Source organism: Pseudomonas sp. PvP027, assembly GCF_017833005.1.
Classification (GTDB): domain Bacteria; phylum Pseudomonadota; class Gammaproteobacteria; order Pseudomonadales; family Pseudomonadaceae; genus Aquipseudomonas; species Aquipseudomonas congelans.
The window spans coordinates 106,939-122,167 of sequence record NZ_JAFIBK010000001.1; the positions used below are offsets into that span (position 1 = coordinate 106,939).

Annotated in this window: 14 protein-coding genes and 1 pseudogene; 7 read left to right on the forward strand and 8 right to left on the reverse strand. The window is 53.1% G+C overall.

What is annotated here, in order from left to right; translation table 11 throughout:
- Positions 1–148: 148 nt before the first annotated feature.
- The 4 genes from JOE33_RS00505 to JOE33_RS00520 form a co-directional block, all read right to left on the reverse strand.
- Positions 149–829, reverse strand: coding sequence for a cache domain-containing protein (locus JOE33_RS00505; protein ID WP_100069515.1), 681 nt, complete (start codon positions 827–829; stop codon positions 149–151).
- Positions 822–1,574, reverse strand: coding sequence for a GntR family transcriptional regulator (locus tag JOE33_RS00510; protein ID WP_010434639.1), 753 nt, complete (start codon positions 1,572–1,574; stop codon positions 822–824). Before JOE33_RS00510 ends, JOE33_RS00505 begins: the two co-directional genes overlap by 8 nt.
- Positions 1,575–1,729: 155 nt before the next feature.
- A complete protein-coding gene (locus JOE33_RS00515) occupies positions 1,730–3,157 on the reverse strand; it encodes an aldehyde dehydrogenase family protein (RefSeq protein WP_025991034.1) in 1,428 nt (475 codons plus the stop codon).
- Between the two features lie 62 nt (positions 3,158–3,219).
- Positions 3,220–4,686, reverse strand: coding sequence for an APC family permease (locus JOE33_RS00520; protein WP_025991035.1), 1,467 nt, complete (start codon positions 4,684–4,686; stop codon positions 3,220–3,222).
- Between the two features lie 622 nt (positions 4,687–5,308).
- Between JOE33_RS00520 and JOE33_RS00525 the strand changes: the two genes are divergently transcribed.
- The 4 genes from JOE33_RS00525 to JOE33_RS25955 all read left to right on the forward strand — a co-directional run bounded on the left by JOE33_RS00525 (position 5,309) and on the right by JOE33_RS25955 (position 8,734).
- Entirely contained in the window at positions 5,309–6,994 is a 1,686-nt protein-coding gene (locus JOE33_RS00525) for a choline dehydrogenase (RefSeq protein ID WP_025991036.1), read from the forward strand.
- A gap of 468 nt (positions 6,995–7,462) precedes the next feature.
- Positions 7,463–8,032, forward strand: coding sequence for a GNAT family protein (locus JOE33_RS00530; RefSeq protein WP_010434649.1), 570 nt, complete (start codon positions 7,463–7,465; stop codon positions 8,030–8,032).
- A gap of 67 nt (positions 8,033–8,099) precedes the next feature.
- Entirely contained in the window at positions 8,100–8,438 is a 339-nt protein-coding gene (locus tag JOE33_RS25950) for a VOC family protein (protein ID WP_275574511.1), read from the forward strand.
- Entirely contained in the window at positions 8,435–8,734 is a 300-nt protein-coding gene (locus JOE33_RS25955; protein ID WP_275574512.1) for a VOC family protein, read from the forward strand. The genes JOE33_RS25950 and JOE33_RS25955 overlap by 4 nt, the downstream gene beginning before the upstream one ends.
- 76 nt (positions 8,735–8,810) lie before the next feature.
- On the opposite strand, the pseudogene JOE33_RS00540 reads toward JOE33_RS25955, so the two are convergent.
- Both JOE33_RS00540 and JOE33_RS00545 read right to left on the reverse strand, forming a co-directional pair.
- Positions 8,811–9,191 (reverse strand): annotated as a pseudogene (locus tag JOE33_RS00540) (transposase); the annotation flags it as partial.
- A 115-nt stretch (positions 9,192–9,306) separates the two neighbouring features.
- Positions 9,307–9,639 carry a transposase gene (locus JOE33_RS00545; protein WP_010434651.1) on the reverse strand — a complete coding sequence of 111 codons (333 nt, stop codon included), beginning with the start codon at positions 9,637–9,639 and terminating at the stop codon, positions 9,307–9,309.
- Between the two features lie 668 nt (positions 9,640–10,307).
- Here JOE33_RS00545 and ltrA point away from each other — a divergent pair.
- Entirely contained in the window at positions 10,308–11,594 is a 1,287-nt protein-coding gene (ltrA, locus tag JOE33_RS00550) for a group II intron reverse transcriptase/maturase (protein ID WP_024670769.1), read from the forward strand.
- A 147-nt stretch (positions 11,595–11,741) separates the two neighbouring features.
- Positions 11,742–11,999, forward strand: coding sequence for a hypothetical protein (locus tag JOE33_RS00555; RefSeq protein WP_010434655.1), 258 nt, complete (start codon positions 11,742–11,744; stop codon positions 11,997–11,999).
- Between the two features lie 173 nt (positions 12,000–12,172).
- Here JOE33_RS00555 and JOE33_RS00560 read toward each other — a convergent pair whose 3' ends face one another.
- Entirely contained in the window at positions 12,173–12,427 is a 255-nt protein-coding gene (locus JOE33_RS00560; RefSeq protein ID WP_080009277.1) for a DNA-binding protein, read from the reverse strand.
- Between the two features lie 167 nt (positions 12,428–12,594).
- Here JOE33_RS00560 and JOE33_RS00565 point away from each other — a divergent pair, with 167 nt between their 5' ends.
- Positions 12,595–12,969, forward strand: coding sequence for a histone-like nucleoid-structuring protein, MvaT/MvaU family (locus JOE33_RS00565; protein WP_010434657.1), 375 nt, complete (start codon positions 12,595–12,597; stop codon positions 12,967–12,969).
- A 681-nt stretch (positions 12,970–13,650) separates the two neighbouring features.
- On the opposite strand, the gene JOE33_RS00570 is transcribed toward JOE33_RS00565, so the two are convergent.
- Positions 13,651–14,847 (reverse strand): hypothetical protein, encoded by a 1,197-nt coding sequence (locus tag JOE33_RS00570; RefSeq protein ID WP_050788910.1) that lies wholly within the window; start codon positions 14,845–14,847, stop codon positions 13,651–13,653.
- Positions 14,848–15,229 lie beyond the last annotated feature (382 nt).

The window sequence follows — 15,229 nt, forward strand, 5'->3', positions numbered from 1 at the left end:
CCTCGCATGCTTTCGATTCGAACAGAAGGGTAGTGCGGGCATTAGGTGAATTGAAGCTACGCTTGTTTTAGAGTAACAACGCAATGTGCGTCGCATTCTTTTGGGGTATCGAAAAATTTCGATAGGTTATTTGTCAGCGTTCAGGTTATCAGGGTGCTTCGATGTGAATAATTCTCCATCCGCATAGCTGGATGGGTGTACCTAAGGTTTTATAGGCGTCATTGATTGATCCAACAGGGTGGGATGTCGTGTTTGACACGACGACTCGACCCTCAGAGTTGACTATCATGCAAGGTAGCTCGAATCTTGAAAGGGGATAAGCCACTGAGCGTTCGAAGTCATCCAGTCTTACGTCCGCAGCTGCTACGCCGATGAATTGATCAGATACAATAATCGGAACGGCTAGCGTGAGCAGGTACTTATCAAAGTCGACATAGGGCCCAACAACCACGGGCTCCCGATTGATTCGCGGAAGATTCATCCATTCAGCTTTGGAGTACTCATAGAAATTACCACGCCAGGGATAGCGGCTATTAGAATCTTCTTGGATGCTTCCATCAGTGGAGAGCTCTAGCCAACTGAGCGCATAATCTGTTCCTGGAATGACGTTTTCGTCCAGAATGATACCTAAAGAAAATGCAGAACCGTCCAAACGCATTAGAGCCCTCACGAGGGTTGGTCGCATCTGCTTTACATGAGATTCCATGACCTTGCCGCTGTGAGTCGACTTGTCTTCGATCACTTGGGTGAATTGGCTACTGATCAGGCGTAACTCATCGAAGACTTTTTCAAATGCAGAGCAGGCGGCCTGTTTAAGAAATTCATTCAACGATATGACCTCGAAGTGCACGTTGGTGTGATCTTGACGCAATCAAGCTCAGCCGTTTCTTTGCCAAGGATTCGAAGGATATCCGCGTTCTGTCACGAGCTAGTGCACCCGCGCCATGCACCGACCTTTGGCCCACCATCTTGGTTACCGCTGCAAGCGTCTGTGCGCACTCTTCTGTATACCCTTGGTCTTCGTGGGCCAACGCGAGCAACCAGCTGTACTCTTCGTAGGTATGAAGCGCCGCGGAACTTAGTCTCACTGACTGAGCTGCTGCTGCTAGCTCGATGTCGAATCTTGCGTGTGCACGGCAGGCTGAGATTGCACTGGTGGCACTGAGTACACGACTGCTGTATTCCTCAAGGCGAGCAATATTTGACGGTGAAGCGCGGCTAGCTGCCAGCTCGGCCGCCTCACCCAGAAGCATTGCTTTCCAATCAGATAGGTCTCTTAAAGCCGTGGCAGATAACTCCCTCAATCGAATTTCCGCTTTGTCGTGAGCCACCCGGGATGTGTGCTGCACGAAAGTACCGCCGCCGCGTCCAGGCTTTGTATCGACTAGGCCTTCCGACCGGAGCTCAGCTAAAGCCTCGCGAAGAGTGAAAGCCGTGACATGGAGCTCTCTGGCCAACACTGCTTCCTTGGGAAGCATTTCCCCGTCTTCAAAAAAACCGAGATCGATGGCCGTGCGTAAGCGCGTCACCACTGAGCTCACCCCAGTAAGGTGCTGAGGTCGCAGCGAAAACATGGTCACTCCCTGGGGGAGATCTGAACCGAGAGTCATGAGCGTCCTATGGGACAAATGATTACTCCCCATTCTATCGGTCATGAACGACCTATGCGACCCGGAATACGTCCGGGCCGAGACCACGGCCTCAAGCCACAGCCTAAGTCTTATGGCGCCTAGCTGTAATAGCCCACCGTTGCCTTAATCTCCAAGTACTCAGACAGCGCGTGCGGGCCGCCCTCCCGGCCATTTCCAGATTGCTTATAGCCTCCAAAGGGAGCCATGACATCCCAGTCCGGGTAGTTTATGAAAACCGAGCCGGCGCGCATTTTGCGAGCCACCGAGCGAGCACGATCGGTATCGGCGGATTGAACGTAACCTGCCAAGCCATAGTGACTGCTATTAGCGATGGCGAGGGCTTCCTCTTCGGTATGGTACGCAGAAATGACTAATACAGGCCCAAAGATCTCCTCTCGAAGAATAGCCATCGACGGTTTAGCATCGGCAAAAATAGTTGGTCTGGCGAAATAGCCTTTCGTAAAGCCTTTTGGCCTACCTACACCGCCAGCTACCAGTCGTGCGCCTTCATCTATCCCTGCTTGAATCAGCGTTTGTACCTTGTTGAACTGCATTTCGCTCGCCAGAGGCCCCAACTCGACTGACTCATCCTGAGGATCACCAACGTTCAATGCGTTGGCAGTCCTTGCGGCTATGTCCAGCGCCTGTTCATAAACAGCGCTCGGCACCAGCATATGAGTAGGTGCGTCACACGACTGCCCGCTGTTGGACATGCAGATGCTCACGCCTGTGGAAACAGCGGTTTCTAGATCGGCATCATCCAAGACAATATTTGCGGATTTTCCACCAAGCTCTTGCGTGACCCGTTTGACGGTGTCAGCAGCGGCTTTGGCCACCAGAATTCCCGCTCTTGTGGAGCCCGTGAACGAAATCATGTCGACGTCAGGATGTCGGGACAGCGCTTCTCCGACGGTCGGCCCATCGCCATTCACTAGATTGAACACACCTTTAGGCAGCCCAGCGTCATGTAGAATCTCCGCAAATATGATCGCATCCAGAGGTGCAATTTCGCTTGGTTTGAGCACAATGGTGCAGCCTGCGGCTATGGCAGGAATCACCTTGCAAATAACCTGGTTCAGAGGCCAGTTCCAGGGGGTAATCAAAGCGACTACTCCAATAGCCTCTTTAGCAATCTGAGTAGTTCCCTGCCGTTCCTCAAATGAGTAGTTTTCCAGGATCTTGATCATCGCTTCGATATGCGCGAAACAAGTGTAGGTCTGTGCATCACGTGCGAAGGTGATGGGAGCCCCCATCTCCCTTGTCATGATTTGGGCTACTTCCTCCCTTCGCTCGTTGAAGCCCTTCAATATTCTTTGCAGCAGCTGGATTCGATTCGATACCGAGGTCTCTGAAAACTCGCCAAAGGCCGCCTTGGCTGCAGCAACAGCCTTATCAACATCAGCTGTATTACCCATGGCGATCTGGTCGAATGGCGCTTCAGTGGATGGATTTATCACATCCAGAAAACTTGAGTCCGTCGGGGCCACCCAGGCGCCATCAATATAAAATTTTCTAGTATTGCTCACTTCATTCCCCTTAAAACGCTTGCTAAATAAACATGCCAACGGCTCAGCTGGCATGCCTAAATTCAGATTTCTTGACGACCAATCACGTGGTAAACGCTTGGTTTCGAAGATTTCAGTCTCACTGCGTAGATTGACCCGACGATCAGCGCGCCGAACAAAAATGCTAGGAGGATCATTGCTGTCTGCTCGCTACCAGTGAGAAGACCGATATTGGCTGTGGCCAGCCAAGCAGTGACCAGCAGGCCAAGCAATGCCAGTACTGGCGCAATCACGGACTGCCATTTGGACGCCGTGTGATCGACTTTCTTGAAAAATACCAACACGGCCACAGTCGTTAAGATTTGCAGGATCAAGAGGGTATAGCCCGCAATCCCGACCAATGATGCATACCCCCCATAGGGTTCTATCTGCGCGATGACGACAGCTACAACGCTAGCCAGCGTAATCAATAAAACTGTTGCCGACGCTTTATAAGGAGAGCCATGACGCGGGTGTACATTGGAAAATATCTTTGGGAATACGCCATCGACGCTTAATGAGTAGATGTAGCGACCCAAGATATTATGAATGGCCAAAACACACGCGAAAATGCTGGTGGCCATCAGCGTATGAACGATATCGACACCCACGCGACCCAGGTACATCTCAATAGCCAGCAAGCCAGCGTTCGAAGGATCGTTGGTTGATTTTTGAAGTGCTTGCTCTGGCCCTAGTGCCCAGATGAACGCGGTGGTACCGGAAGCGAAGATTAGCGTCATTACGATGATTGCGATGTAGGTGGCGCGCGGAACTGTTTTCTCCGGGTCGCGAGCCTCTTCGCGAAAAACGGCAGTTGCCTCGAATCCAGCAAAACAGGTCACGCCAAAAAGGACAGCAAGACCAATCGAACCAGATGTAATGGCGCTTGGGGTTAGCCACTCAAAGCCAATGCCATTTGCGCCACCCTTGCTCACCACGCTCGCCTCCCACGCGAACACTACAATGACTTCCAATATCAAGGCGGCAGTCAAGACCTTCGCTGATAGGCTAATTCGGAAATGTCCGAGAATCCCCACCAGCAGCGCAAGTACCAGTGTCCATTGCCACCAAGGCAGGCTCTCTATTCCAATCCATGACAGTGAAATGGAAGAAAAGATGACACCGGCATAAAGATAGGCGCCCACCAACATGAACGTATAAGCCAGGATCGCCATGAACGCGCTCCCCAAGCCCAGGGGGCGGCCAAGGCCGGCCGTGATGTAAGCGTAGTAAGCGCCCGCATTCGGAACGTGTCGCGCCATCGTTGTGAAGCCCACGGCGAACAGCAGCATGAGAGCTCCTGCAGCCAGGTACGTCAGGGGGGCACCTAGGCCGTTGCCAGCCCCGATAATAACGGGGATCAACCCGATGATGATCGTAAGTGGTGCGTTGTATGCCAATACGGTGAACACGATATCCATCGTGCCCAAATGTCCTTTCAGACGATGGTTTGCACCTGAAGCTGCAGCCGGTGAACCCGCTGAATACTCAAGCTTTTCGGAATAGCTCATACATTCCCCTTGCTGCTGCCAAAGCAACTGCTCAAATGACGATCGTTAAAAAACGGGCTGAGGCTTACACCTGGTTTATCGCTCGTTTCTTCGTTTCGAATCTGCGTGAGGCGCAGAGTCAATGGCAGGGAATCTAAGGGCCGCCGCGATCGGGATTTGGATAAGGCATCCCATCGAAAGGGCTTAAGGCTAATTATTTTTACTCTACTGGCGCCATAACAGGTGCCTATGTAGGTTGCTGTGCTCGCTCCGTCATGGGTTTTTTCACTCCCACACGGTTGATGCCAGCGCTGTGTCTGGAATAGGGGCATGCTTCACCTCTTGTTGTTGTGTTTTGCGTGTCTGCGCGTAGCCCATTTAAAATCTACGCCCACAAATATTTTTAGACAAGGCCTTTTGAGGTTGGTAACGTAATCCTCAGTGGCTGTTATTGGTCGCTAACAGTAAATGGCCTACTGAGATAAGAAAAATGGCCTTTTTTGTCGCTATCTGCTGCCAATTTGCTAATTCATGTGCTACGCCAGATTTAGATCCGAAATCGGGTTTTTCACCCTGGTGTAGGGGGCAGGCACGCGATACCACGAATTTTTTCGTGGGACGACGAGACGTATAGGTGGGCGAAATGAGTACAAGATCGAGTGAAAGCTACGACTACATTTTGGTAGGTGCAGGCTCTGCAGGATGCGTTTTAGCCAATCGGCTTTCGGAGGATCCGGAAGTCAGGGTGTTGGTAATCGAAGCAGGCGGGCCTGATCGAAAATGGGACTTCCGTATTCAGATGCCGGCTGCGCTCACCTATCCGCTCACAGGAAAAACGTATAACTGGCAGTTTCTTACCGAGCCGGTGGAGTCGTTGAACGGGCGTCGTATTCCGTATTTCCGAGGCAAGGTGTTGGGCGGCTCTTCCACTATCAACGGCATGGTTTACATCCGCGGCAATGCCATGGACTACGATAATTGGGCCAAGGATCCGGAGCTTAAACACTGGTCGTACGATCAATGCCTACCCTATTTCAAGCGAGCGGAATGCTACGACCAAGGCGAAAGCGAGTACCGGGGTGGAAGCGGCCCCCTCCACGTGACCAAGGGGTTCGGAGCAAGTCCCCTCTATCAGGTCTTTCTAGAAGCGGCGCAGGAAGCGGGGCACGCGCACGTTAACGACCAGAATGGTTATCGGCAGGAAGGCTTCGGCCGTCTGGACATGACAGTCCACAACGGCGTTCGGGAAAGCACTGCAAAAGCCTATCTCCATCCGGCTATGGCTCGACCTAACCTCGAAGTTATCACGGGTGCCCTGGTTCGATCGGTCGCTTTCGAAGGAACCCGCGCGGTAGGGGTGAGCCTTCTCAGCGAAGGCAAGGAGCAAATCATTCGCTGCGATCGTGAGGTCATTCTTTGCGCGGGGGCAATTCAGTCCCCGCAAATTCTAATGTTGTCTGGTGTCGGCCCCGCAGAGGAGCTGACCAAGCATGGGATAAAAGTGGTTTGTGACTCCCAAGGAGTAGGGAAGAATCTGGGGGATCATATCGAATACATTGTGGCCTACGACTGTACAAAACCGGTCTCCTATTACTCGGAATTAAAGCTTCACCGCCAGGCAGCAATCGGAGCGCAATGGCTTGCCACTCACAAAGGGCTTGGTGCTTCCAACTTCTTCGAGGCCGGTGGGTTTTTGCGATCTTCACCTGATAAACCTTGGCCAGATGTGCAGCTCCATTTTGTAGGCGTTGCTGCCGAGTACAGCGGTCGCATGGCAGCAGAAGGGCACAGCTATCAAGTTCACCTAGGCCCTCAGCGTCCACTGAGTCGCGGATGGGTTACATTGGCTTCGGCAGACCCTACAGCTGCGCCGCTGATTCAGCCCAATTGGCTCACCCATGATCAAGACTGGATTGATTCACGCAACGCGATACGTTCAACCATCGACATCATGGAACAAGAAGCTTTCAGGCCTTATCGAGGTAAGCAATTGAAGCCCACCCCTGACATGATGACTGATCAGGGATTAGACCAATTCATCCGCGAGCACGCAGAGTCGGGTTACCACTTCTGTGGTACCTGCAAAATGGGAAGTGGCCCAGAGGCCGTTGTTGATGGGGAGCTCAGGGTCAAAGGTATCCAAGGCCTAAGGGTCGTTGACGCCTCGGTCATGCCTGAAGTCACCAATGGCAATACCAATGCCCCTACGATCATGATCGCAGAACGTGCCGCTGACATGATTCGTGGTCGTCAGCCGTTACCGGCGAACAATGCGCCTGTATACAGGGCTCAACTTGGAATCCCCTCAGCTATCAAAACATACGCGTAAGATCGTCTAGTCGAAAAGGCTCTCGCTGAACCCGAGAGTCTTTTGGTCTGAGCAACGTTATGCCTTTTCCTCCTCTCTCCGGCATTTTAGCCGTGCCTCATGCCTGCCCAATGAGTCCCATCGTTGGGCATTCGGGGTCTTTCGGTGTGTCCAGTGTAAGCGTTCAGCGAAGTCACCTTACTTTTCCCCGTTCGATTTTGTACCTAACGAGTCAGCTAAGACGAAAGTCCCGGATTGCAGTAAACGTCTGAACATCGCGTCTTGCACGGCACTAACCTGTACACAATAATGTTGCAGCACTTGATCAATGGCGGTAGCTGCCAGCAAGGCCGCCGGTCGTCTAGCGACCCACGGAAGACATTCACTATGGAAGGGACAATGCCTTCACTGCCTATCGGGCCCATCGCATCTGCACCTGAATGTCGCCCCCCTTCCAAGCGGAGCCATGTAGGTCGGAGTGTCAAGCTCATGCCCATGACCAAGAGCCACGCGCAAGAACTATGGCGCGCTGCTCAAAAGGCGGACGAGAGTTGGACATATCTCGGCTATGGCCCGTTCGGATCCTACGAGGACTTCGAAGCACATGTGGCTAGACTTGAAGGGCTTCTAGACCAGCCATTTTTTGCTGTTCTACCCTCCAATGGAAACGTTAGCGGATGGATTTCGTTTTGCGACATCGATACGGATAACGCCGCTCTTGAAATAGGCAGCATCTGGTTCTCACCAGAAATGCAGCGGACTCGACCCGCAACCGAGGCGATATACCTGCTTATTGACCACGCTTTTTCTATTGGATTCAACAGAGTTGCTTGGCGGTGTAACGCGCTCAATATGCCCTCTCGAAATGCGGCGCTACGACTAGGATTTTCCTTTGAGGGCATTTGGCGTCAAGCTCAAATTATCAAAGGCAGATGGCGCGATACAGCTTGGTATGCTCAATTTGCAGAAGAATGGCCAGCTAACAAGCTCCTTATTGAGCGGTGGCTGGCCGATGATAACTTCGACGCCAATGGCCGTCAGTACACCTCGCTACGGTGAGAGGTGAGGCTAGCAGCCCGACCAACATTCCTTTTTACAACGACGCCTATGGCGATTGGGGGCCACTATGCAGACTTCGCTGGATCACTTAGTCATCGTGGCGCCTACGTTGGTAGCGGGTTGCCGCTTCGGCAGTCAGCGACTGGGTGTTGAGGTTCAACCAGGCGGTTGCCATCCGCTTATGGGAACCCATAACAAACTGCTGCGGCTGGGTACACATTTCTATCTAGAAGTGATCGCTATTAACCCAGCGGCCCTGCCTCCAGATCGGCCTCGGTGGTTTGGCCTGGACGGGTTACCAGACAACGTATCTCCTCGGCTAGCCCATTGGGTAGCTAAAACCGACACATTTAAAAAACGCTCAGCCCGGTGCTCGCAGAGGTCGTCGGCCATGTGCAGACGATGAGCCGAGGCGAACTGTGCTGGGATATTACAATTTTAGCGGACGGCAGACTGCCTTTGGAGGGGGCCGCTCCCAGCCTGATTCACTCGGGACAGCCGGTGCACCTTGCGACGATGCTTGAAGATAAAGGCTGCTCATTGCAGGTGCTCGATATCTTTCATCCTTCGCCAGAGAGGGTTAGCCACCTGCTTGACACCATGAATTTTTCGGGGCCAGTTCGACTCCATAGGTGCGATAGCATTGAGGCGTCACGCTTGGTTTCCTATATCGAAACTCCAAGTGGCCTCAGGACTTTATAGGGCAAACATCGCACGCGAGGGTTAGTTGTAATCGATTCACGCTGAATGGTAGCCCGCCTAAATCACCTCGCTTACGTCAGAAAGGCACCCACCGATGCGGCAGCAGTTGATCAATCTCACTGGCACGATGCGTCGGCAGCCGCGTCAGCACATCCTTGAGATAGGCATACGGATCGTGCCCATTCATACGCGCCGACTGGATCAGACTCATGATCGCCGCCGCCCGCTTGCCGCTGCGCAGCGACCCCGCAAACAACCAGTTCGACCGCCCAAGCGCCCATGGCCGGATCAAGTTCTCGATCTGGTTGTTGTCGATGGGCACAGCACCATCTTCCAGGTAGCGCGTCAGCGCTACCCAGCGTTTGAGGCTGTAATCCAGGGCCTTGGCCGTGGCCGAACCTTCGGGCACAAGTTCACGCTGGGCCAACATCCACTCATACAGTTTTTCAGCGATGGGTAAGCACAGTGCGGCTGAGCCGCACCGAATACCGCGATCACCCTGGCCAATGCCGTCTCGGTACCGGCGCGCATGTCCATCGGCTCGGTGGCGAGCCAGATGGAGTCGATGCGAATCATCGCAGAAGGTCTCGAAGAAAGGTCGCGCAGGCAGCAGCATCTTCAGTGGGCCAGTTCACTTTGACGGCGCCGCGCGGGTGCTGGATTTCAATACAGATATTCGAGGATGCTGGGTGCAAGTTTTGCCCGGCCAGCGGCATGGGTAACGGAATGAAGGCAGTTTGCAGCACTGTGCTTTTCTGCGCTTGCAGCCGAATCCATTTGTGGACGAGGTTTGCGTTGAGGCTATGGTTGAGTGCGATGCTGGCAATCGAAGCACCGGGCTGGGCACACTCTTGCATGACTTGGGCTTTGAAGGACTTGGAATAGGAACGGCGTGTTGGCTGCATGAAATACCCGCTCAAAAGGCTAGAACTGGTGCCCACTTAAATTTAAGTGCACACCATGTCTTGGCTTTGCGGGGATGGGTAGATGACTTGGCCGGACGCATAGTGCGCCAGTTAAAGCTGGCAGAGGATAGTCGATGAAAGTTCGATACTGGTAAGAAATGGCGAATCAACCTGACCCCGAGTCATGCATGTTGCACCGCGAGGTGCAGGGTGAAGCGTTGACAGGGGAAACCGATGGGCCAGCCATTGAGCCGCGTAATCAGGAATTCGGGATGCCGATGCTGTTATGCGAAGCAGAAGGCAATACGGAGCATGGCGTTATACGCCAGTCATGCTCTGATCCCGCGCGGTCGGAGACCCTGTGCACGTCGGGAAGTCCTTTGCACAGAAACTGGGAGATCTCAGCGGTGCCCGGTGCGCAAGCACCGGGCGGAGCAGGAAAGGCCAAAAGCCGTAACCCTGCTGCCTACGCCGCTGAGAAGTCGGATACGTCCGTAGTATCTGAGAAGCCGTCGAACAAAGGGCCTAGCCCTGCGGAGATAGTGGAGGAAAGGGACGTAGCCAAGGGAAACACCGACAGGCCTCCCGTGCCCCGGACACAGAGCCGGATCAGTTGCGCGTCGATGGGACTTGAAGGTGTACGTGAAGCAGCCCGCAGGAACAAGGGCATGCAGTTCACGGCATTGCTGCACCACATCACACCACAGTTATTGGCGCAGAGCTTTTATGCGCTGCGCCGCGATGCTGCGGTGGGCGTGGACGGCCTGTCGTGGCGAGACTATGAGGAAGGTCTTCTCCAGCGTGTGACCGAGTTGCACGGAAGGCTTCACAAAGGAGCTTTTCGAGCAACGCCATCGCGGCGGGTCTATATTCCCAAAGCTGACGGCAGGCTGCGTCCGCTGGGCATTGCCTCTCTGGAGGATAAGATCGTACAACAAGCAGTAGTCACTGTTCTGAATGCGATCTATGAAGAAGACTTTCTTGGATTCTCGTATGGGTTTCGGCCGGGACGTAGCCAGCACGATGCGCTGGATGCATTAACGGTCGCGCTGAAAAGCCAAAAGGTGAACTGGATACTTGATGCGGATATCACGTCGTTCTTTGATGAGATCGACCATGAATGGATGCTGATGTTTCTGGGACACCGAATTGCAGACCGGCGCTTGCTCGGGCTTATCTGCAAATGGCTTCAAGCGGGCGTTGTGGAGGATGGCCGTAGGGTGGCTGCGACCAAGGGGACGCCCCAAGGCGCAGTGATATCGCCGCTGCTGGCAAATATCTATCTTCACTACGTGCTGGATCTATGGGCAAGGCAGTGGCGCGAGCGCCACGCCCGCGGCGATGTGATTGTCGTGCGCTACGCGGATGACAGTGTGGTGGGGTTCAGGACGAAAGTGCAGGCTCAGCAGTTTCTGGTGCAGTTGCAGGAACGGTTGGCCAGGTTCGGCCTATCGCTCAACGCCTCGAAAACACGACTGATCGAGTTTGGTCGTTTTGCTGTGACGAATCGCAGGAAACGAGGTTTGAGAAAACCGGAGACTTTTGATTTCCTGGGTTTCACCCACTGTTGTAGTGTCAGCCGACGGGGTGACTTCCAAGTACTGCGACTGACCGTCAAAAAGCGTATGCGTGCGACGCTTCTTGCTATCCGCGAGGAGTTGAGTCGCCGGCGTCATGACTTTGTCCGGGTTCAAGGGCAATGGCTCAAACGTGTGGTAAGCGGTTACTTCAATTACCACGCGGTACCGGGGAACCTGATACGTCTTGGTGGTTTTCGTTTGGCGGTGTGCCGTCTCTGGCGGCAAGCCCTTAAGCGTCGCAGCCAGCGTAATCGGCTTCAATGGTCACGTTACGGACGCCTTGCCGATCTCTATATCCCGAGACCTAGAAATGCACACCCTTACCCTGAGGATCGCTTTGCGTCACATACCCGAGGCAGGAGCCGTATGCGGTAGTTCCGCACGTACGGATCTGTGCGGGGGGCGGCAGGTAACTGCCGTTCCTACCGCGACCCTCTCAGGCATTCTCAAAAGCGATTTAATAGCCGCCATTGGCTTTGAATGGATGCTTCGTTACCCTTCGAACACGGAAGAGGAATCAAGATGACAACAGGTGCTACAAACGCCCAGGTGATACGCGATCTTGTAGGGATCAGCTCTGACCTTAAATGGTCATCAGTTGAGCTTTCGCGAATCGCTGACCGCCTTGAGGCTGCTGGAAACTCTGCTGATGCCCAAGCAATACTTCGTATGATCCAAGTCTTCCAAGACGGTGAACAGCGCTTGGCGCTGATAGCCAAAAAGGTGAAGTCCGGCGCGGTCGGATTTCCACCTGAGGAGCGGCTTTACGTCGAGCGGTGAAGGAGAATGTCGGGGCTCTTGTATGGCGTTACAGAGTCCCGCAGGTGCAAACCTCTTACTTAGTTAATGATTTACATAGCACTCCACCAGGGACGACCTGATTAAGGGCTATCACGTTCTTCCTCCTAGTCGTAAGTGGCAACGCGTTGGCCGGTTGCCACCTCAAAAACAGATCAATGCATCACGGTTGGCTTCGACAGGTTTGGGCCAGAAACGCATTGTGGTAAGTCCTCGTTGGACAGGTCTGGCTTGATGCCAAGCGCAACCGCTGCCTGATGAGCCTTGCCTCGCAATCCCTTTTTTCGTCCATCAAGCACTTGATAGCAAGTAGCTGCGTCCAAGTCATGTGCGAGCGCAAAAGCCTGTACTGATATTCCATGGTTTTGTAACCAAAGCTTGGCTTGCGCAGGTGTGCGTAACCTGTTCATATTTATTACTTCCATGTGGTGATAGATTTAAAGTAGTTGGGGATTTAGATTTTGCCGAGTGTCGCGATGAAAGGCGGGCCGATAGACCTATTTGGAATAAATGACTGGACTCGTGGTTATGATTTAGTATCTATTAATAGGCTATAGCCCACCATCTAAGGAATACTATGTCTCGTTTAGCTGAATACCGAAAACTCGAACAACAGTTAGCCGCTCAGCTCGCCGAGCTGGATGCCATGAAAAATGACTCCGGTCTCAAGGCCGAAATGGAGTTTGAGACCAAACTGCGCGGCCTGCTCGCTGAGTATGGTTATAGTCTGCGTGACGTGGTCAACTTGCTGGATCCTGCGGCTGCGAAACGCGGTAAGTCAGCACCGCCGGCGCCGTCAGAGAAGGGCACACGGAAGGCGCGTTCGTTGAAGGTCTACAAGAATCCGCATTCAGGCGAAATCGTCGAGACCAAGGGTGGCAATCACAAGCTTCTTAAGGCTTGGAAAAATGAGCATGGCTCGGATGTTGTAGAGTCTTGGCTCTCCAAGTAATTCGGGCGATGCGAAAAGCCGCTTTTGGCGGCTTTTTACTGGCGTGAAGAAATCTCTATTCTGAATCGCGCAAATCATTGCAACATCAGCTTTTGCCTTGTCGTGACCGCTCTAAATCAAAGGCTGGGTAGGTATAGATACAGGTAACCCTGCGTGTCGGCAATGAGTTTGAAGGCAAAACGTTTGAGCTGATCCACGAAGCCGACACGCTCAGCAAGCTTTTGGCAGAGCAAGACGCAGTGAAGGCGGCCAAGAAGAAATACCGATATGTCCAGGTCGTGTCGGTTAAGTCTATGTGAGAGGACGGCCCAACAGTGCTGGATGGGACTCAATCTCGGGCCGTTACAAGTTATCCAGAAGCTGATTTTGGGCAACCACACGAATCATCAGGGCATGTCCTGTGCGCCCTCCAGGCATTAGAACAGGCCTAAAAAAAGGCATGTTCTACGGATGGCTTAATTCCTGTTGCTTCAGGGGGGCGACCAACGTCGCCACTGTACCATCTTCAAATTTGAGCACTTCACACCAAGATGCGATGGTATGTAGTGCTTCGACTGCCGACCAGTCATTTTTTGAAACGTAACTGACGGCAGCAGATCCCCCGCATGAGTCTGCAGTACTCAATCGAAAGTCATTTTGGGCACCTGGGCAATCGTACGGCCAGTCGTGATCTCACTCGTGTCACCTGTCGCCTTCAGTCGCTTTATCGGCCCGGGCGTTGATCTTTCGGGTGAGCTCGTCAGGGGTAGGGGGTAAATGGATGCTCAACACTTTGAGCTTTTTCACCACAGGCGAGCCCATGACGATTTCGTTGACGGAAATACGCCGCTCCTCACATGGTTCGTCAGCGGCCTTCCAGGCATCATCAAACGCGATCTTGACGGTGTAGACATGTGAAACCTCGCAGGAAACTCGGTAACTGCGTTCCTGTTGCTTCCAAAAGTCCGACTTTCGAAGGATTTCGACTTGTGAGGGATTCCAACCTTCTTGAATTGCTCGTTGTTTGAAGGCTTCTTCGATGCACGTCGTTATGGGTTGAGACGTCTCACTTAAAGCTGATTGAAATGCGACCTGCCACTGCTCATATGGTGGAGAAGGGCAGGTCAATTCTGCGGCGTGTTCTGTGATGCCCTTTTTATAATTTTGTGCAAGAAGTGCGTCAGAGGAGCCGCCAGGGTCGCGAGAATGCTTAGCCGCTGAAGCCTCCAATTGCTTAAGTGTGCTATTGGCGAGGTCAAGGGGCTGTACCTGGGTCGATTTCAATTTTTGAGCGACAGCGTCTGGCGCCTTCTCATCGAAGATATCCACCGAAAGTGACTGCCAGGTTCGTTGCAACATGAGCCCCAGACTGCTCGGCAACTCCTGCTGTCCTAACAGGCTTGAAAGCTTCAGGTTGTAGTGCTGGCTCTGAAGCCTGGCCAAAGTTGACTCCGCTGTCATCGCCTCCGCGACAGCTTTCTTTGCCCGAGCCTTGGCATCACGCTCGGATTTTTCAGACGCTGCAATTTTCTGGTTTAGGGCAAGAATCTGGCCCTCAATGGCAGACCTCTCATCAGCCAGCGCTTTGTTTTTGGCTTCACCGGCCAACAGCGAATCTGTTTGCTTCTCCATCTGTTGTTGAAGCTTGCGCTGATCAATTTGTAGACGGGCAAGATCTTCGGAAATGACTTCTTTCTGGAAGACTGGCCTAACGGTGTAGACGTAGCCGACCACTACGACTGCCAACATGAGCACCTGGGAAAGGTTGGCTGCCAGGCTTGAGTACGACACGCTTTTTGTTAGCGTCGAAGAGGAATGCGCTGGGAGGGAAGCCTGGCTCTGTACCGCCGCATTTGTTTTTTTGTGGAAAAAGCGAGCGTACCGATTACGAGTTGCCACAGAAAATCCTGTTCAGATAAGTGGTAGTGAATGTATGGGTGTCTGCATAAAGCGGCTGAATGGTACAAAGATCTCGTGAAGTTGCTATGGGCTGTTCAATCGCCGGACGAGATGTGTTTCGTCTGGCGTACAGCGAAGGCCTCCACAAATGCTTCTCCTAAATATTTTGCCACTGCAGTCAGTAGCCTGGGCATGGATTCCATCGGTTGCCGGTCTGGTGCATGTCATCCACCTGCAAAATCCGGCGCTTCAGGCCTATGGAGTAAGGACGGCGCTTCAGCAATAGATGCCATACTATGGCCATCCCGTACCAAAATATCTTTAGGAGATCGTGGAAGTGGCGAGTCCGCAGTCGCGCTGGGCTTGAGGTAGAGGCCGCGGC